The sequence below is a fragment of the Exiguobacterium sp. A1_3_1 genome (assembly GCF_048985645.1).
GTDB classification, from domain to species: domain Bacteria; phylum Bacillota; class Bacilli; order Exiguobacteriales; family Exiguobacteriaceae; genus Exiguobacterium_A; species Exiguobacterium_A indicum.
On sequence record NZ_WBYY01000001.1, the window covers coordinates 1 to 24378 of the forward strand.

The 24378-nt window shown below is 45.3% G+C and carries 22 protein-coding genes and 2 tRNA genes; 2 read left to right on the top strand and 22 right to left on the bottom strand.

What is annotated here, in order from left to right:
• Window positions 1–175: 175 nt before the first annotated feature.
• From F8N00_RS00005 to F8N00_RS00110, 22 genes are all read right to left on the bottom strand, one after another.
• Window positions 176–2101, bottom strand: coding sequence for an LTA synthase family protein (locus F8N00_RS00005; protein WP_023467552.1), 1926 nt, complete (start codon window positions 2099–2101; stop codon window positions 176–178).
• A 216-nt stretch (window positions 2102–2317) separates the two neighbouring features.
• Window positions 2318–3268, bottom strand: a complete 951-nt coding sequence (locus F8N00_RS00010) for an ROK family glucokinase (RefSeq protein WP_023467551.1) — start codon at window positions 3266–3268, stop codon at window positions 2318–2320.
• Between the two features lie 83 nt (window positions 3269–3351).
• Window positions 3352–3555, bottom strand: a complete 204-nt coding sequence (locus tag F8N00_RS00015; RefSeq protein WP_023467550.1) for a YqgQ family protein — start codon at window positions 3553–3555, stop codon at window positions 3352–3354.
• A complete protein-coding gene (locus tag F8N00_RS00020) occupies window positions 3539–4576 on the bottom strand; it encodes a M42 family metallopeptidase (protein WP_023467549.1) in 1038 nt (345 codons plus the stop codon). Before F8N00_RS00020 ends, F8N00_RS00015 begins: the two co-directional genes overlap by 17 nt.
• Window positions 4577–4737: 161 nt before the next feature.
• On the bottom strand, window positions 4738–5247 hold the full coding sequence (locus tag F8N00_RS00025; protein ID WP_023467548.1) for a GNAT family N-acetyltransferase: 510 nt from the start codon (window positions 5245–5247) through the stop codon (window positions 4738–4740).
• Between the two features lie 257 nt (window positions 5248–5504).
• Window positions 5505–6461 (bottom strand): L-lactate dehydrogenase, encoded by a 957-nt coding sequence (locus F8N00_RS00030; RefSeq protein WP_023467547.1) that lies wholly within the window; start codon window positions 6459–6461, stop codon window positions 5505–5507.
• 165 nt (window positions 6462–6626) lie between these two features.
• Complete coding sequence (locus tag F8N00_RS00035) at window positions 6627–7406, bottom strand: DUF92 domain-containing protein (RefSeq protein ID WP_035398327.1); 780 nt, start codon at window positions 7404–7406, stop codon at window positions 6627–6629.
• On the bottom strand, window positions 7400–7945 hold the full coding sequence (locus tag F8N00_RS00040) for a 5-formyltetrahydrofolate cyclo-ligase (protein ID WP_421017585.1): 546 nt from the start codon (window positions 7943–7945) through the stop codon (window positions 7400–7402). The genes F8N00_RS00035 and F8N00_RS00040 overlap by 7 nt, the downstream gene beginning before the upstream one ends.
• Before the next feature lie 57 nt (window positions 7946–8002).
• The gene (gene rpmG / locus F8N00_RS00045) at window positions 8003–8152 is read right to left on the bottom strand and encodes a 50S ribosomal protein L33 (RefSeq protein ID WP_012369771.1); all 150 of its coding nucleotides are present in this window, start codon (window positions 8150–8152) and stop codon (window positions 8003–8005) included.
• A gap of 104 nt (window positions 8153–8256) precedes the next feature.
• Complete coding sequence (locus F8N00_RS00050; protein ID WP_023467544.1) at window positions 8257–10440, bottom strand: 1,4-alpha-glucan branching protein domain-containing protein; 2184 nt, start codon at window positions 10438–10440, stop codon at window positions 8257–8259.
• Between the two features lie 32 nt (window positions 10441–10472).
• Window positions 10473–11195: a DUF4912 domain-containing protein gene (locus F8N00_RS00055; RefSeq protein ID WP_336449190.1), complete on the bottom strand. Its 723-nt coding sequence runs from the start codon at window positions 11193–11195 to the stop codon at window positions 10473–10475.
• A 107-nt stretch (window positions 11196–11302) separates the two neighbouring features.
• A complete protein-coding gene (phoU, locus tag F8N00_RS00060) occupies window positions 11303–11965 on the bottom strand; it encodes a phosphate signaling complex protein PhoU (protein ID WP_023467542.1) in 663 nt (220 codons plus the stop codon).
• A gap of 18 nt (window positions 11966–11983) precedes the next feature.
• A complete protein-coding gene (pstB, locus tag F8N00_RS00065) occupies window positions 11984–12760 on the bottom strand; it encodes a phosphate ABC transporter ATP-binding protein PstB (RefSeq protein WP_053454494.1) in 777 nt (258 codons plus the stop codon).
• A gap of 99 nt (window positions 12761–12859) precedes the next feature.
• Window positions 12860–13768: a phosphate ABC transporter permease PstA gene (gene pstA, locus F8N00_RS00070; RefSeq protein WP_023467540.1), complete on the bottom strand. Its 909-nt coding sequence runs from the start codon at window positions 13766–13768 to the stop codon at window positions 12860–12862.
• 1 nt (window position 13769) lies between these two features.
• Window positions 13770–14711 carry a phosphate ABC transporter permease subunit PstC gene (gene pstC, locus F8N00_RS00075; protein WP_023467539.1) on the bottom strand — a complete coding sequence of 314 codons (942 nt, stop codon included), beginning with the start codon at window positions 14709–14711 and terminating at the stop codon, window positions 13770–13772.
• A gap of 90 nt (window positions 14712–14801) precedes the next feature.
• The gene (locus F8N00_RS00080; protein ID WP_023467538.1) at window positions 14802–15746 is read right to left on the bottom strand and encodes a PstS family phosphate ABC transporter substrate-binding protein; all 945 of its coding nucleotides are present in this window, start codon (window positions 15744–15746) and stop codon (window positions 14802–14804) included.
• 225 nt (window positions 15747–15971) lie between these two features.
• Window positions 15972–18044, bottom strand: a complete 2073-nt coding sequence (locus F8N00_RS00085) for a peptidoglycan D,D-transpeptidase FtsI family protein (protein WP_023467537.1) — start codon at window positions 18042–18044, stop codon at window positions 15972–15974.
• A 135-nt stretch (window positions 18045–18179) separates the two neighbouring features.
• The gene (locus F8N00_RS00090) at window positions 18180–18788 is read right to left on the bottom strand and encodes a superoxide dismutase (protein ID WP_016404085.1); all 609 of its coding nucleotides are present in this window, start codon (window positions 18786–18788) and stop codon (window positions 18180–18182) included.
• Between the two features lie 93 nt (window positions 18789–18881).
• Window positions 18882–20342, bottom strand: coding sequence for an alpha-amylase (locus tag F8N00_RS00095; protein WP_023467536.1), 1461 nt, complete (start codon window positions 20340–20342; stop codon window positions 18882–18884).
• 116 nt (window positions 20343–20458) lie between these two features.
• A tRNA-Ile gene (locus F8N00_RS00100) sits at window positions 20459–20532 on the bottom strand.
• Window positions 20533–20543: 11 nt separating this feature from the next.
• Window positions 20544–20617 (bottom strand) — tRNA-Met (locus tag F8N00_RS00105).
• Between the two features lie 127 nt (window positions 20618–20744).
• Window positions 20745–22388, bottom strand: coding sequence for a Na/Pi cotransporter family protein (locus tag F8N00_RS00110; protein ID WP_035398342.1), 1644 nt, complete (start codon window positions 22386–22388; stop codon window positions 20745–20747).
• 207 nt (window positions 22389–22595) lie between these two features.
• Here F8N00_RS00110 and F8N00_RS00115 point away from each other — a divergent pair, with 207 nt between their 5' ends.
• Complete coding sequence (locus F8N00_RS00115) at window positions 22596–23081, top strand: hypothetical protein (RefSeq protein ID WP_421017586.1); 486 nt, start codon at window positions 22596–22598, stop codon at window positions 23079–23081.
• 167 nt (window positions 23082–23248) lie between these two features.
• Entirely contained in the window at window positions 23249–24358 is a 1110-nt protein-coding gene (gene ispG, locus F8N00_RS00120) for a flavodoxin-dependent (E)-4-hydroxy-3-methylbut-2-enyl-diphosphate synthase (RefSeq protein WP_023467533.1), read from the top strand.
• Window positions 24359–24378: the final 20 nt, after the last annotated feature.

The window sequence follows — 24378 nt, forward strand, 5'->3', positions numbered from 1 at the left end:
TATAAGAGACAGGTTAGAGGCACACGCCTGAGGAAAGGGCGTGAAAAGATGCGTCATTTTTTGGTGTCAGCCCTTTTGTCTAAAATCTGAAGAGAGATGCCTCGCGCATCTCTCTTTTTATTTGCCTTTCTACAAAAAAACGAATCCACTCGAAAGTAGATTCGTTTTCTTCATCTTATTTTGAAGTTTGAAGGAAACGGAGCAAGTCACCATAGATGACTTTATCCGAAAGTCCTAACTCCTTCTCGGATTGTTTCGTAGATTGTTTACACATCTCTGCTAACTCTCCATCTTTTACCTCTTCACCTGTCTGACGATCATAACATGTTTCCTGCGTATAAACCGTTTTGTCTGTTATGACGGAACCATCGCGGAACAGCGCATAATCCTTGTGCTGTTTCGAGAAGAGATCAGTACCGAACAATACTTCATTCTTGAAGTCTTGTCCTAACAGATGAAGCAATGTCGGTTTAATGTCGATTTGGCTCGCGACGTCTTCATGTTTGACACCTTTCGTTTGACCCGGTAAATGGATCACGAATGGTACACGTTGCAATTGTGCAACATCATACGGCGTCAACTCATCTTTGTTCATGAGTTCTGCCATCGCAGCATTGTGGTTCGTCGAGATACCATAGTGGTCACCATAGACCATGAAGATCGTATCATCCCACGTACCATCTTTTTTCAGACCCTCGATGAATTTACCGAGTGCCATATCTTGATACGCTAGTGCCTGAACGTAGTGGTTCAGCGTCGTAGAACTTGTCTCAAGCGGTGGTACAAGTTCATCTTCTGGTTTTGGCATCTCAAATGGATAGTGGTTCGTCAATGTGATGAACTTCGAATAGAACGGACGTGGTAAATCTTTCAACATCGGCAATGACTGTTCAAAGAATTTATCATCGAGCAAGCCCCACTCCGTCAAATCTGCTGGATCACCTAGGTCATAATCCGTCTCTGAGAAGAAACGATCGACGCCAAAGCTATTGTAGACGATGTCTCGGTTCCAGAACGATTTGTTGTTTGCATGGAAAACAGCTGAATAATAGCCGTCTTCTTTCAGCATTTCAGGAGTTGCCCGGAATTCATTTTCTCCGTTCGTAAAGAATGCTGCACCGCGTCCAAGTGGATAGATCGAGTTTTCGAGAATGAACTCAGCATCTGCCGTTTTCCCTTGTCCTGTGTTGTGATAGAAGTTATCCCATGAATGCGATTCCTTGATCAACTTATTCAGGTTCGGTGTAATCTCTTGTCCGTTTGGTGCTTTTAATCCAACTGCAAAGGATTGTGCCGACTCAAAGGAAACGACGATGACGTTCTTTCCTTTGTACTTTCCGAACATAGCTGGGTTCGGTTCAGCATGTTTTGAATCAATGAAACTTTGAACTTCCGACAGTTCAGAACTGTCCGCGAGTGCTTTTTGCGCAGATGTCTTAGACTGAATGAGAGCATCATACATATGGAAGTTAAATGTTCCGATGTTTTTAACGAGCAATTCTCGGTCGAAGGCACGTGTGAGCAATTCTGGACGTTCTGTCTCAGCGAGCGTCAAGTTTCCAAGGAAAACGACAACTGCTGCAACGAATGCGAGAATCGCGCGTCCACGTGACGCAACATTTTTTGACATGTCCATTTTCCGTAAGAAGAACGGTAAGATGATCAAGTCACCGACGATCAATAAATCGGACCAATTCAAAAGTGACCCGAGCGATGCAGAAACAGTTTCCGCATTCGATGTTTGGAACAATACCGGCAACGTCAGATAGTCATTAAAGAAGCGGAAGAAAATGATGTCCGCATATAAAATGAGTGTCGCGACGAACAGTGTGCCGTAGATGAACCATTTTTGAACATTTCCTCGGAAGAAGAAGCTGAACCCGAACATGAAGAGCGCTGAACTAATTGGGTTAATTAGTAGAATGAATGCTTGCGCAGAGTTTGTTACGGGAACGTTGAAGAAAAGTGTATACGCTAAATACGTTTTTAACCAAATCAATAAGGTCGCAATCCAAAAGAGCTTGTGCTCTTTATAGGTGCTGCGAACGCCTTGACCCATCTTTAGGCGCATTCGCGACCAGATGTTTGCGTCTTGCTGCATAAAAACCTGCCTCCTAATTTACATGTGCTTTCTGATTTCAGTTCACACAACTTACCTCATAATTTACATATACCCATATCACGTGAAAATTTTACGCTTAGTTTTACAAAAATGCAACTGGAATCCGGAAGATACTTAACAATCACATAATTACTGTACGTTTGTAAACAAAAAAAAGATTCGCCGAAGCGAACCTTTTACTGAAATTGAATATTATCATTTTTTGAGAAACATCTGCTTCGCAAGCCATGCACAGCCGATGACTCCTGCATCGTTTCCAAGCTCGGCAATCTTGAACGTCGTTGATCCGAAAACCCGTGGTAAAGCGAAGCGTTCGAACTGTTGACGGAGTGGTGCAAGCAATGTCTCGCCCGCTTTTGACACACCACCACCGATAACGATGATTTCCGGGTTAATACTGTTCGCTAAGTTGGAGATGGCAAGACCGAGATGGAACGTCACTTCTTCTACGACTTCCGTTGCAATCCGGTCTCCTTTCTCATACGCTTCGAATACGTCTTTTGCTGTCACTGCCTTGATGTCGTTGAGTAACGTTTCCTTCCCTTTACGCTTCTCAAGACCAAGACGAGCGATCCCTGTTGCTGACGCGATCGTCTCAAGACATCCTTTGCGACCACATCCACATAGGACGCCACCTTCAGGCAACATCGTGATATGACCGATTTCTCCAGCCATTCCGACTGTACCATGCACGATTTGTCCGTTCGTGATCAGACCACCACCGACGCCCGTACCGAGTGTGACAGCAAGGAGTTCGGTTGCCCCACTACCGGCACCTTTCCACATCTCACCGATTGCCGCTGCGTTCGCATCATTTTCAAGCACAGCCGGTAAACCCGTCAAACGTTCGAATTCACCGATGAGTTCAAAGTTAGTCCAACCGATATTGACTGCTTTCTCAACGACACCTGTATTGAAATCAATGAATCCCGGCGCACCGATGCCCGCTCCGACGAAATCTTCTGGTCGTTTATTGCTCTCTTGACACTTCTCAAAGAAGGATTTTGCGATATCTCCAGGAATTTGTACGCCATCATTCAAAACGACCGTCTCGATTTCCCACTTTTCTACGATGATCCCTTGCAAATCCAAAATTGCCATCTTGACTGTCGTGCCGCCGATATCAATGCCGAGTAACCATTTCATTGCTTCGTCTCCCCTATACTCATATAATGTCTGCTTCCTCATTTTACCGGACATAACCCGTTTGCGCAAAGGGTTGCACAATCTTAAATGTTATCGGATTGTGAACGCTTTAATTCATGTCGTAAGATTAGTTTCGCTGAATCGTACTGACGTTGTTCCAAAACGCCTGCTTCTTGTAATTCATCGAGTTCAAGCATCATCATCGCGATATCGGACGCTCGGTCCCCAAGATAGATGAATGTTCCGTATGTCTTGAGTAACTGCTGTACGTCATACAGTGTCTTCATCAACCATCGGCTCCTTTACATAGGCATGCAACAAATCATATGTCGCTTGTAACGACGTCTCATGTGTACGTTCGTACGAATGACTCGATTCGATTCCCGGACCGAACAATCCGTGCCGGACGTCGTGTCCCGCACTTACTGCCGCTGAGGCATCCGAGCTATAGAATGGATAGATATCAACCTTATATGGAATACTGTTACGTTGTGCTAAACGCGTTAACTGGTGGCGTAAAGCCAAGTCATATGGACCCGAACCATCTTTCGCACAGATCGAGACCGTGAATTCATCGGAGTGTTGACCGTCTCCTAGTGCCCCCATGTCGACCGCGATGTATTCTGCGACTTCTTCCGTGAATCCAGCATTTCCACCGAATCCAACTTCTTCGTAATTTGAAATCAGAATCTGGACCGTGTGTGGCAGCTCGATTGTTTTCCATTCCTTGATCAATTCAAGCAACAAAGCAACGGATGCTTTATCGTCGAGATGGCGCGACTTCACGAATCCCGTTTCCGTGTAGAGGAATCGCGGATCAAATGTTACGATGTCTCCTACTTCAATCCCCGCAACGCGCGTCTCTTCTGCTGTCGTTGAACGGATATCGAGCCGTACTTCGATATTATCAGCGGAGCGTTCCGTCTTGTTCGTCTCGCGCGACGTATGAACACTCGAATGGTGGAACACGATTGTACCTGAAATCGTTTGACCGTCCATCTTGTGAATGAGACAGTTCTCACCTTCAATTGCTGTCCAAGCATATCCCCCCAATTGTGATAAACGAAGTCGTCCTGTTGGTAAAATCTCTTTCACCATCGCTCCTAGTGTGTCGACGTGTGCCGTCAGTAACCGAGTACGCGTTGAAGCACCAGGTAGTGTCGCTAAAATCGCTCCTTTCTCAAGTTTTCGATACGTGATTCCTTCTGATACCAATCGCTTTTCTACATATGTAATCGCTTCTTTTGTCGAACCTGTTGGACTCGGAATCGAGACAAGCTCTTCAATCGTACGTATGACTTCTTTCATGTTCATTCGCTCCCTTTCAATCGGACTACGATGTGACATCCGCTTTGTTCTCATGATAACAAATATTCATTCTTTGCCGATACTGATATCCTACGGATACCATGCAAAAAAGCTGTAGCACTTTTTTTGCTACAGCTTCTAATCTACATCCTCTGAAGAACTTAGACGTACTTCTTCATCCAAATATCATCACGATATGTGCCGTCTTCTAATTTTACGGAATCTGGATCTTCGGCATATACTTCAAAACCGAGCGACTCATAAAGATTTTGTGCGGCTTCGTTTCCTGATAAAACGGCAAGAATGACTTGCTCGACGTCCGGTAACTTTTTCGCTTCCTCGATTAAGGCTTCCATTAAAGCGCGACCAGTACCCCCGCGATATTCAGGTGATACGTATACTCCAGAAATCATCGCTTTATGCGATTCACGTGACAATTCATATGGTTTGACCTGACCAAACCCAAACAACGTATCACCGTCGAACATACCAAGCCAAACCTCATCGGAGTCGGGTTCTCCCTCAAGTCCTTCTTGTACTTCGCGGAGCGGGGTTTGCTGTTCATCATCAAACGAATGACCGAATGCATCTGGATGATTTTTTAATCCCTCAAGGCGTAGATTCCAGTATTGTTCTGCATCCTCTTTAGTTAGTTTTCGAAAAGTATACATGACTGTCGGTTCTCTCCTTTTTGGGTATCATGACGTACAAAAAATGACGTAAAAATGCTTCTATCTCTTACTTAACCCTTTTCTAGTAAAATAAAACCTAGATTTTTCTCTTTTTACTACTGGACGAATAGATGTGATTTTTTATGTATTCGTTCTTTACATCAAAAAAACTCAAGTATGGACAATATGAAGAAAGTCCGACACTTGAGTTTTTTTGCTACTTTATTTCGGTAATACCTTCAGCATGATGCGTACGCTTATCCTTGCAAGACGGGTTCAAGCGTCTGACGCAATACATCAGCAGAATGATGGAATTTCTTCAACTCTTCTTCCGTCAATGAGACTTCAATGATTTCACGCACACCTTGACGATTAATGATGGCGGGAACTCCAATGTGGATACCGGAAATGCCATACTGCCCATCGACATGCGCACCGACCGTTAATAGACAGTTCTCATTTCCGAGGATGGCACGAACGATCCGAACAAGCCCAAGCCCGATCGCATAGTAGGTTGCCCCTTTGCGCTCGATGATATGATAAGCAGCATCTCGGACGTTGATGTAAATTTGATCAAGATCTGCTTGAGAATAACGATCGTCTTCAGCAAGTAGTTCATCAATCGTTTTTCCATAAATACGGCTGTTACTCCAGGCAGCGAATTCCGTATCACCATGTTCTCCAAGAATATAGGCATGGGCATTTCGGGAGTCAATGTGAAAGTATTCTCCAAGCATTTGACGCAGACGTGCTGTATCAAGCACCGTTCCTGATCCAAATACGCGGGATTTCGGAAGACCGGAATATTTCCAGGCAAGATGCGCCATGATATCAACCGGATTAGAAGCCACGACGATGATCCCATCAAAACCAGAATCCATGATTTGACGAATCATTTCTTTCATGATCAACGCATTCTTTGCAACGAGATCGAGTCTTGTCTCACCTGGTTTTTGTGGAGCGCCTGCCGTGATGACGACGACTTCCGCTTCGCGGCAGTCCGCGTAGTCGCCAGCCCATATTCGCATCGGTGAAGAGCTAAATGGTGTTCCATGGTTTAAGTCCATTGCCTCGCCCTCTGCTTTGGCTTTGTTGACATCAATGATGACAAGTTCTTCACAAAGCCCAGCTGTTGACATCTGATAGGCAAAGCTTGAACCGACTGCACCAGCTCCAATGAGGGCTACCCGTGTCACTTTCGCATGTAATTCCATATCGTTATGTCCACCCTTTCATTCATCCTAAGAGTTTGTTAACTATCTCACAAATAAATTGTAACATCTTTCACATTATTTGTATCATGTGAAATTAATCACATTTGTCCGTTTCGTGTCATTGATATCCTAACATAAGGAATTACATACTCATATACTTTCCAGTTACCAGAATCGAACGATGATAAACCCGATTCCACTTGCCAAACCACTCGTTAAGACATTGACAGCATCATTCCCTAAAAATCGAATACCTGAAACATAAGCTGTCGGTTGCCCATGGTGCTTTCGCTTTTCTGTGTATTCCCCACAAACTGTACATCGGTAAACGCGTTGCCCTACTGCTCCAAATAGTGTATCCAGCAGGCTCCCGAGTACACCGATGCTTGTTACGAGTAAGACGTCTCTTAAAGAAAGAGAAAATATCCAATGCGCTGCTATCGCGATGAACGCAGCTCCTGCGATCGTACCGACCGTTCCAATCAGCGACATCGCTCCACTTGTTCCTGCTGGTACCCGTCGTAACGTTTTGAGCGACCATGGATCACGTCTTGAGAGCGGTCCGATTTCGGATGCCCACGTATCAGCATTCGATGCTGCGATGACGAATAGAAACAACAAGAGATACGCAAAATCCATCGTCATGGCATACGCTAAGGCAGCAACGAACGCTACCCCTCCATTCGCAAGGACTTGCCATCCGTCACGCGCGCCGTCTTTCTCAACGATGGAGTCGACCGATTGTTTTCTGGACCGTCCGACCTTCGATAACAGGCTCGAGCTACCAAAGAAGAGTAAGAGTACTACTAATCCTTGCCAACCGAATCCGAATGAGACACCACTACCAACGAGCAGGGTCATGATAGCACCACTTGTCGTCAATAAACGAAAAGATCGTCCGGTCCAAGCAAGCAATAGACAAAACAAAATGGTCGCGCTTAGCATCGGATGACCTCTAAGTCAGTGACGATCAGATCAACGGGGATATCAAAGGCTTCCACTTCAAAATCTGAAAGAAGTTGTTCAGAAAAGGCAATCGATACTTTACATCCTGCATAGGGCACGAGTGCACGATCGTAATAACCTCCCCCCCATCCTAACCGATAGCCGTCCCGTCGATAGGCACGACCCGGAACAAGGCAAAGCTCTGCTTGAGCAAGTGAAGCGCGAGGTGCTGAAGCGGTCGGTTCAGAAATCCCCATCTGATTTGCTTGCAGTTGATCTTCTGGTCCATGTTCATAAAAGATCATCTCGTCTCCGACTACTTTTGGTATCAAGATCGTCTTGCCCTCTTGCCACGCCTGTTCAATCAGCATTCTTGTATCACATTCATTTCGAAAAGCTAATGTGATCGCGACACAAGTCGCTTGTTGCCATTCAGGTAATAATAATACATGTTCGTGAATCAACCGTTCCTTCTCCGCACGGTTCTCCATCATATCGAGTCGTTCTTTGATCAGACGGCGTACTTCTTGTTTATTCATGAATGTCTTCCTTTCCACAAAAAAAGCCATCACACGAAGTGACGGCTTCCATCTCAATTATTTCACTTCACGGTGAAGTGTGTGCTTACGGAGACGTGGGTTGTATTTCTTCAACTCAAGACGCTCTGGGTTGTTACGCTTGTTCTTTTTAGTGATATAAGTACGGTCACCAGTTTCAGTGCAAGCTAATGTGATTTTAACGCGCATGGGATTCCCTCCTATCTAGCTCTCGATGTATCAAGTGATTTTGCTTTACATAAGGTTAAGCATACTCAAGTATCGTACCAAGAAAGGAAAGGAATTGCAACTGTTCATCCGTTCTTTTTCGGATTCGTCACGTGTTGATATGGTTTTTCAAGGTTCTCTTCAAAACGCAGTGGCTTCTTTTCGACGTGATACTCTTGCTCCACCCCGTGACGTGACTCTTCTCGTTCTAGATAAACAACCGCTGATTGGCGCAACGCATCTCCTTCAAGTCGTTTTAAGGCAACGACCAGACCACCTGAACGATCAGGAGAACGCTCACTTTCGACATCGTAGACGTTACTGACGAGTGGCAACTCTTTGATCTTCGCGATAGCTTGGGCAGCTGATGCGGTCTCCATGTTGAAGTTGTGGATGACTGCGAAATCAACGATCTTACTCAAAGCTTGCGCTTGGCGTAAGAAGGCTAAATTTAGTGCCGCCAGTTGGTTATAGGTCTGAACGAGCGGTAGACCTGTCACTTGCACTCCGTAAACGTGAACACCTTCTTCAAATCGATACGCTTCCGGATGTTCCGTGACGACATAGACGTTCTCACCAGCAGCAGCGAGCCGTCGAGCGAGCTCCGAAGCTGGTCGGTCTGACGCATCATATTGTCGGACGAACAATAAGATGGCGTCTGTATTCCAAGATTTCTCACGCTTCACTGCCACGTAGTAATCATGTGCCGTCAAGAAGACATCCGGTTCAATATCTGAATCTTGAAGGAAAGGATATTCGCGATATCGAGCATCCAACCATTCCACCGTCAGCTCCTCAGCATCCAGTCGACGCTCGGTTTCTTCAAAACGTAGGATATGCTCCCGGAAACGATTCGCAGCATACTGCGCTGTCGTCTGTCCATCAAGGATGAACGGCCAGTCGCTCGAGACAGCGAGGAGGTATTCTCGAATGAGTTGACGCTTCGCTTTGACAGTCAACGCATCTTGATGACGATTTCGAGCTACGATTCCTGCTAGTCTCTTCTCAAGCTGATGGAGATGACGAATCATCCAGTCATTCCGTTCATTGATCCAGACTTCCGCGTAGCCTTTTCGTCCCCACGTTCCCATCGCGACGTGCGCCGTGTCGATGTCTTGGAAGTGACGTTCGAGGAAGATCGCCGGTGAAATCGACTCAATTCCTTGATCTTCTAAACGTTCCATCGCTTTACCGAGGAAGTCGGGACCTTCAAACCACCAGTGACCGAACAATTCGGCATCAAATGGTGCTGTGACAAGGAACGGTGGGAAGTCTTGTCCTTGATGCGCATCTAAATGTTCACCAAGTGCTTGTGCGAAGTCTGCTGCGTGCTCACTTGTCCGTTGCCATGCCCAATCACGAACGTAATAGTCTTTTTGATCCGTTTCTCCTGTTACACGATGCAATTTCAATCCTGTATCATAACGTAAGCCCTCTGGGTGCATGAACTCAGCGATTTGATCCCACTCTCGATCGTACGCAAGGTCACGATAAAACTCGCGGTAATCCGGATGACCCGGGTATCCGATGACAGAGCTCCAAATCTTGCCGGAAATGATTTGATCACGCGGGAACAGTGCCACACCGTGCGGCGAATAGACAGGTGCTCCGATTCCGTGTTTCGGTGACGGATCCGCGTTTAAGATTGAATGTTCGTCAACGAATGTATAACGAATGCCCTCTTCATACAAAATACGATCAAGTCCGGGCGTATACGCACACTCTGGCATCCAAAGACCAGATGGACGGAATCCGTAATGACGTTCGAAACAGTTCAATCCCGTCTGAATTTCAGAACGTGCCGCTTGTTCAGACAACATGTGCGGACTGAATCCGTGCGTCGCCGTACACGTAATCAAATCGAGATAACCTTGCTCCTTGTAATGACGGAATGCGCGGTTCAAATCTTTTTCCCAGTGAAGGAACGTATTCAATAAATCTTGATAGCGGTCTTGATAGAATAGAAGCGCATCTCGTTCCTTTTGAGCAAGCTCTCGCTCTAGTTCCTGGCGAATCAAACGTAACGTATCCTCGATATGCTCGATATACCGCTCTTGAATCAATGGGTCGGCAAGCATCTCGATGACGGGTGGTGAAATGCTGACCGTCCAGCCGAGCGGACGTGACAAGCGATCGACCTCCCACAATAATGGGATGTAGGTTTCTGAAATCGCTTCATACATCCACCGTTCTTCTAGACGATGCGCCTCTTCATGACGGATATATGGTAAATGTGCATGTAAGACGAGTGAAAAATATCCTTTTCGCATAGCTTCTCTTCCTTTCCCTCTCTCTAATTCCATTATCGGACGCGATCGAAATAGGAGTAAGGACGTAATACTTCGACCCATTCCGGTTGTTCGACCTCTCCGTATTGCCAATGATGCACGACTTCCGCGAACCGTCCGTCCGTAACTGGCTCGTCACGTGGCGTTTCGACTGGTTTTGAACGCAGTACTGGAACAAAGTCCCCGTCGATCGTTTGAATGCCCCATTCAATGATGTATGTAGTATTCGGGGCGACTGGTCGAACGAACCAAGCATTCGTCATTTCTGGTAGCTCGAATTGATACGTCCGATTTGCCTGTCCTTGTTCATATTCAACAAGCGTGACATCAATAATGCGTAATTCTTTACGGAACGAATCAAACGTCGTGTGATAGTGCGTCTCTAGCAACTGTTTCGACAGTTCAGACAATTCCCAGTAGACGTATAACGCTGTCGGTGACTGAACGATGGCGTGGAGGATGTCATCCTCGTAATGTGTCGCCATTCCAAACGCGTCACGTTCTAGCGAAGGTACCACTTGCACAGACGGTACGACGTCTAATACAGGTGCAGTCGACTTTTTTGTCTGCTTGACCGTTTTTGATTCTACTTTCAGCGCTACTAAAGGTTGTTCTGTTAACGATTTACGATATTTAGTCCACGCATATTTGATTTTTCCTTCAGTCGTATCCAATTGAGCTGCGATTTGTTTTGTTGTCAGCCCTTGTTCTTTCAATTTAATGATTTGCTCAAGCATTCCCAATCACCTCTCTGTCATTATTCACTTCTTTCCTATTCTACAAACGTGTTTCGAATCCCTTTACAAAAAAAGTAGGCAGAGGAAATTCCTCCTGCCTACTTGATTCATCCGTTTAAATCATAATGTTTTCCTTTTTCGAGATAGATCAGATGCTCCCCGACGTTCGTCAAGTGATCACCCATCCGCTCGATGTAGCGGCAAATGTTCGTGAATTGCATGACTTCATCGACGACAATCGGCTGAAGTGACATGTGACGCATGTACTGGCGAAGTGCCTTATATGTCGTCTCATCAATGACGTTATCGAGATCAGACAAGGCTTTTGCTTTCTCGACATCTCCGTCACGATAGGCGACGATCGCAGTTTCCGTCATATCCAGTAATGTCTCGAATGCTTCCTTCAACAAAGAGATATCGATGACATACGGGAATGTTTCGACACGAAGAACAGCTTTTGAGATATTCCCCGCATAATCTGCAATCCGTTCGAGATCCGACGAAATTTTCATCGCGGTGATGATTCGTCGTAAATCCGTCGCAACGGGTTGTTGCTTCGCGATTAAGAGAATCGCATCATCGTTGATTTCAAGTTCAAGATCATCGAGTTCATTATCGTTTTCGATGACACTACGCGCGATGTCTTGATCATATTTTTCGAGTGCTTCTGCCGTTGTTGCGATCTGTTGCATCGTCTTGCGAGCCAGTAAAAAGACCTTTTGATCGAGTATTGCAAGATTTTCTCCAAAAATCGTACGGTTCGCTGCCATTCGTCTCGTCTCCCCTTCTTATCCGAATCGTCCTGAAATGTAATCTTCCGTCCGTTTGTCACTCGGATTGCCAAAGATCCGGTCTGTTTGATCGAACTCGACGACTTCACCATTCAAGAAGAACGCTGTTTTGTCCGAAACACGTGCAGCCTGTTGCATGTTGTGTGTCACGATGATGATCGAGTAGTCCGATTTTAATTCTTGGACGAGTTCTTCTACTTTTAATGTAGAAATCGGATCAAGTGCCGATGTCGGCTCATCCATCAAGATGACATCTGGCTCGATTGCAAGGCAACGGGCGATACAAAGACGTTGTTGCTGACCACCAGAAAGACCGTAGGCATTTTCGTTCAAACGATCTTTGACTTCATCCCAGATTGCCGCACGGCGTAAACTACGTTCGACGATCTCGTCGAGGATCTTTTTGTTTTTGACGCCGTGGACACGAGGACCATAAGCGATGTTGTCATAGATTGATTTCGGGAATGGGTTCGGTTGCTGGAAGACCATTCCGACCGATGTCCGTAATTCTTCGACACCGTATTCTTTATCAAAGATATTACGTCCGTGATACTCGATTGCACCATTCGTCCGTACGATCGGAACGAGTTCGACCATTCGATTCAATGTTTTGATGAATGTCGATTTCCCGCAGCCAGACGGTCCAATGATTGCCGTGACTTCATTTTTCTTAATGTCGAGATTGACATCTTTCAGCGCATGATCGTCACCGTACCATAAGTTTAAGTCTTTGACGTTATAGACGCTCTCACGTGCTGCTACTGGTTGGTTCATACGCTCTGTCCCTTCTGTAACGACTGATTTCGTATTCAGCTTCGTATCCATCATCTGTCTTCCTCCTTAAAAGAAATCCCTTCTATCTATCTCGTTCGATTAATAACGTTTTGAGAAACGGTTCCGGATCCAGATCGCAAGTGAGTTCATCGTCAAGAGAATGACCATTAAGACGATGATTCCCGCAGCTGCAAGTCCTTGGAAATCTGCTTGCGGACGACTTGTCCAGTTGTAGATTTGAATCGGCAATGCTGTGAATTCTGAGAAAATACTTTCTGGCGCACGAGCAATGAAAATCGCAGCTCCGACCATGATGAGTGGTGCTGTCTCACCAATTGCTCGAGATACAGCCAAGATGATCCCAGTAATGACACCTGGTAGTGATGCCGGAAGAACGACTTTAAACGTCGTTTGCCATTTTGACGCACCGAGTGCAAGTGATGCATGACGCATTGCTTGTGGAACGGCACGGATAGCCTCTTGAGACGAGACGATGACGACCGGAAGACTCATCAACGCGAGTGTCAAGGCTCCTGCAATCAATGTTGAACCGAAGCCCATGTTACGTACGAAGAACGTCAAACCAAGTAAACCGAAGACGATCGATGGTACACCTGCAAGGTTTGAGATGTTGACTTCGATGAATGAAGTCATCCGACTCTTCTTCGCATACTCTTCTAGGTAAATCGCTGCCCCGACACCAATGATGAAAATCATCGGGATGATGAGGAGCATCAAGAAGATGGAGCCCATTAACGCCGGATAAATCCCAGCCCGTTCCGAACGGCGTGATGGTGCATTTTGTAGAAACTCAAGTGATAACCATGACGCACCGTCACGGATGACGCCGAACAAGAGAATACCTAAGACGACGAGACCGAAGAACAGTCCAGCAAGGAAAATGACTTTTGTGACGTTGTTGACGATGAGTCGCTGGCTAATGGATTTCTTCACCGCGACCGGATCAATGAATTTTTTTGAGACAGGTTGCTTTTCTGGTAAGGCCATCTTAGTACTCCTCTCTGAAGCGGCGTGTGATCCAGTTCGCAAGTAAGTTCATCACTAATGTGAAGACGAACAAGAGTGTACCAACCGCATAGATACTGTAATATTCGACAGTTCCAAATCCAGCATCACCTAAGGCAACCTGAACGATATACGCTGTCATCGTTTGGACTGGCTCGAGTGGATCGATCGCAGCTGTCGGATTCGAACCACCAGCGATCGTTACGATCATCGTCTCACCGATTGCACGTGACATACCGAGTACGATCGACGCAATGATACCTGATAAGGCAGCTGGAACGACGACTTTCAAAGCGACTTCAAGACGTGTCGAACCGAGTGCAAGTGCACCATCACGAATTTTTTTCGGAACAGAGCTCATCGCATCCTCAGAAATCGAAGCAATCATTGGAATGATCATGATCCCGACGACGATTCCCGGACTGAGCGCATTGTAAATCTGAATACCTGGAATCAATTTTACGAGTACTGGTGTGACGAACGTCAACGCGAAGAATCCGAAGACGATCGTTGGAACACCTGCTAACACTTCAAGAATTGGTTTTAAGATACGGCGTGCGCGGTCTGACGCGTACTCACTTAAATAAATCGCTGATGTGAGACCGATCGGCACGGCAACTAGCATCGCAATCACGGTAATCTCAAGCGTCCCGACGACAAGCGGCCAAATTCCATACTCTGGTTGTGAGTTGAGTGGATACCAGCTCGTACTGCCGAAGAATTCCTTGAACGGAACGACTTCGAAGAAGTGCTCTGTTTCAATGACTAACGTGAGAATGATGCCGATGGTCGTAACGACCGAGACGAACGCACAAAGGAATAACACGATCGGCATGACGCGTTCCATGACGTTTTTCATACTATATTTTTGCTGTCGGTTCTGTTGAATCAGCTCGCGAACCGATTTATTTTGTGTTGAACTCATCCTTCTTCACTCCCTACTCCTTCTTGACATGAGAACGGGACCCAACCGGTACAGACTTCCCCGGTTGGGCCATCCTCATGACTCGATGATTTATTTCATTGCGTCTTCAATTGCTTTTGCGTTTTCATCGTAACGATCTTGCGGCATTTTGATATATCCGACTTCTTCAGCAAGATCACCAGCGTTCTCGTTCGTGAACTGAACGAAGTCAGCGACTTGTTTTTTGTCTTTCATCGATTTGTTATTGATGTACGTGTAGATTTCACGTGATAGTGGATAAGAGAGATCTTTGATCGTTTCTGGTGTTGGATCAACTGCGTCTTTTCCTTCAGCAGAAAGTGGTACTTCCTTCAACTTATCTTTATTCTCAGCGTAGTACGCATAACCGAAGTATCCGATTGCGCCTTTCGTTCCTTCAACACCCTTGACGAGAACGTTATCGTCTTCTGATAATTGAACATCTTTACGCATGTCTTTTTTCTCAAGTACTTCCTCAGAGAAGAAATCAAATGTTCCTGAATCTTTCCCTGGGCTGAAGAATTTCAATGGTTCAGCCGGGTAAGAAGAATCGACATCTTTCCAAGTCTTGATGTTCGGGTCGAGCCAGATTTTCTCGAGTTGCTCCATTGTGAGTTCTTTTACCCATGTATTTTCTTTGCTGACTGCGACAGTCAAACCGTCATATGCGAGTGCCATTTTTGTGAATTCAATGTTGTTCTTTTTCGCTTCAGCTGCTTCTTCTTCTTTAATTTCACGCGATGCGTTTGAAAGATCTGTTTCCCCAACGACGAAGCGTTTGAATCCGCCACCTGTACCAGAGACACCGACTGTGACATCTACGTCAGGTTGTTCCATCGAATATTCTTCACCGACAGCTTCCATGATCGGGAAGACTGTAGAAGAACCGTCGATTGCGATTTTTCCTTTTAAATCAGATGAACTAGCAGAACCGCCTTTATCGTTACCACATGCTGCCCCCACTACTGCGATTGATGCTACCGTTGTGATGAGTGCTGTTTTTTTCATCCAAGACATGATTAATTTTCCTCCTCGAAAGTATGTCGCTGACGATGTCACGACTTTTTATCCGTTTTCCTTACAAGACTTATACTACGGATGAACTATTAAAACGAAATGAATCCAACGTAAAAGAATTGTAAAGGCGTGTTTTTTAGTGTTTACAATTCGAAATCCATTAGAAAAAAAGGTCAATACAAACAAAAAAACGAGAGTGATTGCTCACTCTCGCTTTATTTCTAGTTAATTTGGCTTAGTTTGCCATGGTACGTCCTTCACATTGAAATACGCTTTGACAAGATCATGACCGATTTTTGAGTTGACGGTTTCTTGTTCCATATAAGGAAGGAACACGGCCCATGCCATCTCTGGATTGTCATACGGTGCCCAACCGACAAGGTTCGAGTTCAATGAACGAACCGGTTGACCACTTCCGTCACGTAAGGCGATTCCATCATCACCATAGACACTGACCTGCGCTGTACCTGTTTTCGCAGCTGCATCAATACCGGTTTGGGCAATGATTTTTGCTGTACCACGCTCTCCCTTAACGACACGATGCAATCCTTCGCGGACATGATCAATGTTATCTTGACTGACCTCAATCCGATTCAGGTAATTCGTCTTGAAGCTATAATCCACTTGTTTCGTTCCTTTTTCAATCGAATTCGACGCGAGAACTTCTTTTAAGAAGTGCGGTTGAACACGATAGCCACCGTTGGCAAGTGTTGAAATATACTGTGCAACTTGTAGCGGTGTAAAGGCATCGTACTGTCCGATGACTCGGTCCATGAGTAGCGTGACACGGTCCGGTGTCCCTTGAACACCTTTTGCTTCGTACGGTAAATCGACACCGGTCGTCACTCCGAGCCCGAACTGACTGTAGTAATTCTGCATGATCGCAGCCGCTGCATCTACACTTGCTCCAGCGATACCATTACTCGGATATTTCGCCATCCGCATCGCAATATTGAACATATAAACGTTTGATGAACGCTCAAGTGCCGTCAAATCCGTGATTGCTCCCATGTTGACGTACGATGCTTTTTTCGTACCACCAATCGTGATCGGAGCATCATTGATGACTTCGTTTTGACGGATAACACCTTCCTCAAGTCCCATCGCAACCGTTGCACCTTTGATCGTCGAACCGATTTGAAGCGACGTCAAGACGTTATTGATTGCGACATCTGAGAACTTGCCGGTTGCTGGATCCAACTTTTGACCAGACATCGCAAGAATCTCACCTGTCTGTGGATTCATGACGACGGCGTAACCTTCTTTTAGATAACGACTACCCATGCCACGCCCCATTTTAATGGCTTGTTGCATGATTTTGTCGACTTGTTTGTTGTACTCTGCATCAACAGTTAAAACGAGATCTTTACCAGACTCGCCTTCCTCGCGTTTTGGATCACCGACCGGCTCTCCATTGAACGTCTCATACACATCGTATGCGGGTTTCCCACGCAGTAGATCTTCATACTGTTGTTCAAGGAATGATGTTCCGACACGGTCATTCAAGCTGTAACCTTTTGCTTTGAACTCTGCTTGTTGTTCTGCTGGAATCTTCGAGTACTTCCCAAAGATATTCCGAAGTGTTCCTTCATATGGATAAGAACGCTCGTAAAACGGTTCCACCGATACACCTTTTAAATCTTCTAGATTTTCATCGATGATCGCCATCTCTTTTGCAGATGCACCGAGTTTGACGAGCTGCGGATCAAGTGCATAACCAACTTCCATGTTATGTTTGATCGCGATGACTTCCATTGTCTGATCATCATAATCGATATCCTCTTTTGTGATGGCATCTAAACGAATTTTATCTTGCTCCGGAATCGAGAGCTTACTTTGTGCTTCTGTTGAAGGATACTTCTTTTTTACTGCCTCTTGGTATCGACGATCCGATTCTTTTGTATTCGTCGCCACCCAAAAATCCTTGATGTCCCGTTCCGTGACTTTCCAATCTTTTTTCGGTAGATCAATGATTGCCGCAAGACGCTGTGCAATCTCAATGCGTTCATCGACTTTCGTCGTTTGTGCGCGACGGTAGACGATGGAGTATTTAGAAATCGTATCAACCAAAAGACGACCATCCCGGTCATAAATCTTTCCGCGTGGCACTTCATATTTTGATGCGATCATTTCTGTTTTTTGAACTTCCCGCGAAATTTTCTCACCATTGACGATTTGCACGACTCCTAAACGGAAAATCAAAATCGCAAACAATAAAAAAACGACGAAGAACATTAAATTCAGACGAAGCGGCAGATGATTACGCCGTCTTCCTCGTACGGTGATTCGTTTAGCCATGGCGTACTCCCCTATCGTTCAAAAGTCATCTTGTTTCATTATATAGAAGGAAACTTTCCATAACAACCTATCCCATCATTTTCCGCATTAAAAAAAGCGTATCGTTCACAATTGAACGATACGCTCGTTTTCACATTACTTCGCGTCAGCGTAAAGCTTCGCTACGTGATCCCAATCAACGACGTTGAAGAACGCATTGATGTAATCAGGACGGCGGTTTTGGTAGTTGAGATAGTATGCATGTTCCCAAACATCAAGACCGAGGATTGGTGTTTTGCCTTCCATGACTGGTGTATCTTGGTTTGGTGTCGAAACGACTGCCAATTTCCCACCATCAACGATTAACCAAGCCCAACCTGAACCAAAACGAGTTGTTGCTGCTTTCGCGAATGCATCTTTGAATGCATCAAATGATCCGAATGCTTCGTCGATTGCTGCCGCGAGTTCCCCTGTTGGAGCAGCACCATCGTTCTTCTTCAACAGTTTCCAGAAGAATGAGTGGTTCCAGTGACCGCCACCGTTGTTACGGACTGCAGTTTGAATGTTTGCTGGGAGAGCATCCAAGTTTTGAAGAAGTTCTTCAAGTGACTTTCCTTCATGTTCTGTACCCTCAAGCGCCGCATTCACGTTCGTGACATACGTGTTGTGGTGTTTCGTGTGGTGAATCTCCATCGTACGAGCATCGATATGTGGCTCAAGCGCATCATAAGCGTAGCCGAGTTCTGGTAATTCAAATTTTGACATGTTCATGTCCCCCTTTGTACTATTTTCGAAAACTTCAATACCCTTTAAGACTAGCAAAAGAACCTGTGTTGACGCAAGTCAAGACCCTCGGATTTACTCGACTTCTCGTGGAGCAAAAACTGATACACCACCACCTGGAACTGGGAAGACACCAAATCCTTCATCGTCGATCACAACAGGGTGATCTTGATGGTTCGTATAGTCAAACCATTCTTGACCTGCACGTTCTTCACCGACAAACATCCGTTTTTCACACATATCGGCATTCGACAATAAGACCGCACAGCCGGAGTTCTCAATTTCCTCAACTCCACGACGAACCCAACCGACACAATGTGGATCATCGAGATAATCTTCTTGTTCACCATACGCTTTGTGATACCGTGCATAGAGTAAGGCATCAATCATTTCTTTTTTTCCTTCTACCGGATGTGGTCCTTGCACACCATAATAGTCACCGTAGAAGACACATGGATAACCATCTTTACGAAGTAAAATCGCCGCGTAAGCATGTTGTTTAAACCAGTCATCCACCCACGACTCCAGTGATTCGCCCGGTTGTGAATCGTGATTATCGACGAACGTGACGGCATTCGTCGGGTGTGATTCGACAAGGGTATCCGCAAACAACGTCGTCATATCAAAGTCTTGCCCCTGCTTCGAAGCTTCATGGAACTTGTAATGAAGCGGAACATCGAATAAATCGATCGTATAGTCGACGCTATCGAGGAAATGACGACAATCATCGAGATCTGATTTCCAGAACTCACCGACCATATAGAAGTCACCTTCACTTTTTTCAATCATTGATTTTGCGAATTCATGAACGAATTCATAGTTGATATGTTTGATGGCATCGAGTCGGAAACCTTGGCAATCAATTGTTTCTTGGAACCAATGTCCCCAGCGGATCATTTCTTCTCGGACTTCAGGGTGATTATAATCGATGTTCGCGAACATCAAATAGTCATAGTTTCCGAATTCATCATCGACTTGATCATTCCAATCTTTATTTTTACCGGAAATTTTAAAGACACCCGTCTTTTCTTCACGAGCATCAAAATCCGTTCCATTGAAAAATTCATGTGTCCAGATGAAATCTGAATATTTTCCGTTACGTCCCGGGAACGTAAACTTCGTCCAAGCTTCGATTTCAAACTCTTCTGAAATTTCTTTCGAACGATCTTCCGGATGGACTTCGACGACATTGATCGTCTCGAGTTCATCGGCTGCTGCTTTATGGTTCATGACGACATCCGCGTAAACAGCGATATCGTTCTCACGAGCAACCTGGATCGCTTCGACGAGTTCATCTTTCGTACCGTATTTCGTACGGACCGTTCCTTTTTGATCAAATTCGCCTAAATCATAGACGTCATAGATGCCATATCCTGTATCTTCATCCGATTGACCTTTTGACGCCGGTGGAATCCACACGGACGTGATGCCGGCAGCACGTAATTCAGGCGCCCGCTCTTTCAAGCGTTGCCAGTGCTTCCCATCATTCTCTACATGCCACTCAAAAAACTGCATCATCGTATGGTTACGTTCCATCTCTCTTCGCTCTCCCTTAGTTACTATAGTATGAATATTATTACAATATCTTTACTATTCCCCGGGGGAACAAAAATAAACGCTCCTCGTTTTTCAACGAGAAGCGTTTTACTGAATGGACCCTGCAGGGCTCGAACCTGCGACCGGACGGTTATGAGCCGTCTGCTCTGACCAGCTGAGCTAAGGGTCCTTAAGTAATAGTAGCGGCGGAGGGAGTCGAACCCACGACCTCACGGGTATGAACCGTACGCTCTAGCCAGCTGAGCTACACCGCCATGATGTATGTTTCTTACTCTTACTAGATTACGAGATGTGGCGAAACTTGTCAATATGCTATTTCAAAAAAATAAACAGCTGATTTCATTTTTTGAAATCAGCTGTCATAGATAAATCGTATTTCACTTAGTTCGTTAATGCGGTCCGCTGTTCAAGGACGAGATCCGTGATGTTGACAGCGTGATCGCCAATTCGTTCGAGGTTCGACAAGAGATCGACGAAAATCATCCCTGCTTGTCCCGTACATTCGCCAGCGTTAACACGAAGGACATGATGCTTACGGAATGAACGTTCGAGTGCATCGAGTTTACCTTCGAGTTCGAGAACTTTTCGAGCCCGTGTGACATCATCCTCTTCGACAGCGCGAACGGCACAATCGACGATTTCTTGTGTCAAAGCGTACATATCATCAAGTTCTTGCTTCGCTGATGATGTGAACTGAATCCGGTTGACGATTTGGAAGTCAACCAATTCGACGATGTTTTCAACGTGGTCACCAATCCGTTCAAAATCATTGACGGCATGCATCAGTAACGAGTGCTCATTTGATTCACGTTCTGATAAATCATGTGCCGCTACTTTAACGAGATAACTCGTGACTTCTGTATTTAAATGGTTGATCGCATATTCAATCTGTTGTGATTCCGATACATCTTTCTTATCATGCGATTGTGTGTAACGCTGTGCTTTTGCAAGTGCGTCTTTCGAGAATTCACCCATACGCAATACTTCGAGCTTTGCTTGGTTTAATGCGAGTGCTGAAGATTGGTTCAAGATATTTTGATCCAGATGACGCGGTTTTGAATCAATCGTCGTATCCGTACCCGGTACGATTTTTTGTACAAGCCATGCGATTTGCGCAATGAACCAACACTGAATCAACGTATTGACGACGTTGAATGTTCCATGTGCAAAGGCGATTTGCATCTTTGGACCTAAATCAAGCGCGCCCGTGATCCAAGTAATGAAATTCGAGAAGATCGGTAAAGCAATCAAGAATAAAATCGTCCCGATAATGTTGAAGATGACGTGTGCTGCTGCTGTTCGTTTAGCTGCAATCGACGCACCAAGTGCTGCGAGTACTGCTGTGATCGTCGTTCCGATGTTATCACCGAACAAGACGGGAAGTGCTGCTTTGATATCGATCATGCCACCAGCGTATAGCTCTTGTAAGATACCGATCGTTGCTGACGACGACTGAACAAGAACGGTAAAGATCGTTCCGACGAATACACCAAGCAATGGGTTATCCGACATCGATACCGTCAACTCACGGAACCAGACACTTGACTCAAGTGGAGCCATTCCGTCGCCCATCAATGTCAAACCATAGAACAATGCACCGAAGCCAAAGAAAATCTGTCCGATGTATTGAACCCGTTCTTTATTAAAGAAGAAGATCAAGAAAGCACCAATGGCGATTGCTGGAAGCGCAGCTTCCTTGACGTTAAAGCCGATGATGAAGGCCGTAATCGTTGTTCCGATGTTAGCCCCCATGACGACTCCAATCGCCTGTCGTAAATTCATCAGACCTGCACTAACGAGTCCGACGACGATGACGGTCGTCCCTGACGACGACTGTATCAAAATCGTGACGACGATACCTGCTAGGATACCTAACAGTGGGTTCGTCGTATATTTATCGAGGATATAACGTAATCGGTCTCCTGCTGTTTTTTGGAGCCCATCTCCCATATACTTAATACCGAATAGGAAAATCCCGAGTCCACCGATGAAGGTGAAAATCATTTCCTGCAAATCATAGTTCATCTTGCCAGCTCCTTTATTTCATGTGGATTGATGTGTTTGTAAAGTTTATTTTCTCAACTCCCCCATTATGTAAAGGTCTGTTGAACTTGTAAATAGTTTTTGAGACATCCGTTTGTTAAGGTTTTATTAATCTGTACCATTACACAAAAACCCTTTATTACTAATAAAAATTAAATAATTAAAATCTGTTTTAAAACAGTAGAAAGAGTGATTTACTTGTCATTTTTACGTCAACTGATTAATTACTTACAAACTTCTTTAATTCCAAATCGTCCGTTTTTGCGTCTTCGTTTGGCAGATGTTTCCCTTTATTTTTGTGGATTAGCTTGGATTTCATTTTGGACGACGGTCATTGATTCCTTCTTTTTACAAAAAAACATCCCAATCGTCGTCTGGTTCATCCTTCATTTCATCTTTATCGCAATCGCTGTATTACTTTACGTATTGTTTATGGCGTATCTAACGAAGGGATTTGTCCGATTGTTACTTCCCCGTCCGTGGGCGTATCGCCAAACGTTTCCTTACACGGTCGCGACGAATCTCTGGTCTTTCCCACTCGGTATGCTTCTATACCAACTCGATTATCCTCGCTTCGGAATCGGGATACTCCTAATCGGACACTTCGTCTACACATTAGTTCCATTATGGATTGCCCGTTCCGCGAAGCCACGCGCTTCACGCAAACCTCAATGAGTATCAAAATCAGGCGTCCGACGGATTGACGGACGTCCTTCTTTCATTAAACAATTGTAAATGTTCGATTTTCGTTCTTGTTTCTCGATTTTTAGGGAATAGTTCGATATGATAGGAAGGGTAAACATAAACAATATGGCGGTATGCCACAAAAGGAGATTTTCGATATGCCGAAAATGGTCCATCGCTCTAAGACTCGTCCTGTTCGTGTAGGGGACCTTGTCATTGGTGGAAATAATGAAGTCATCATCCAAAGTATGACGACAACTAAAACACACGACGTCGAAGCGACAGTCGCTGAAATTCTACGTCTTGAAGAAGCTGGTTGCCAAATCGTCCGCGTCGCTTGTCCAGAAGAACGTGATGCGCTCGCACTTGCAGAAATCAAAAGCCGAATCAACATTCCGCTTGTCGTAGACATCCACTTCAACTATAAACTTGCACTCATGGCAATCGAAGCTGGCGTCGATAAAATCCGGATCAACCCGGGTAACATCGGTCGCCGCGAAAAGGTCGAAGCCGTCGTGACAGCAGCCAAAGCGAAAAACATCCCAATCCGGATCGGAGTAAACGCCGGTTCACTTGAAAAGCACATTCTTGAAAAATACGGCTACCCGACAGCACGTGGTATGGTCGAGAGTGCGTTGCACCACATTAAGATCCTCGAAGATCTCGACTTCCATGACATCATCGTCTCGCTTAAGGCATCAGACGTACAGTTGGCGCTTGAAGCGTATCAACTTGCTTCTGAATCGTTCGACTATCCACTTCACGTCGGGATCACGGAATCTGGTCCACTTCGCTCTGGTTCATTAAAATCAGCAGCGGGACTTGGCGCGATCTTGTCACGCGGAATCGGAAACACGGTTCGTGTATCTCTTTCAGCGGATCCTGTCGAAGAAGTAAAAGTCGCAAAAGAAGTCTTGAAATCATTTGGTCTCGCGGCGAATGCGGCGACATTGATCTCATGCCCAACATGTGGTCGGATCGAAATCGATTTGATGTCGATCGCTGCAGAAATCGAAGACTATATCGAAAACATCCAAGCGAACATCAAAGTCGCGGTTCTCGGATGTGCGGTCAACGGTCCTGGTGAAGCACGTGAAGCTGATATCGGTATCGCTGGCGCACGCAACGAAGGATTATTGTTCCGTCACGGAGAAATCATCCGTAAAGTACCGGAAGCAACGATGGTCGAAGAATTGAAGAAAGAGATTGATGCAATCGTTCTCGAAAAACAGGCTGAAAAAGAAGCCGAAAAAGCAAATCACGCATAAGTGGAAGACTCCTCCCTCGC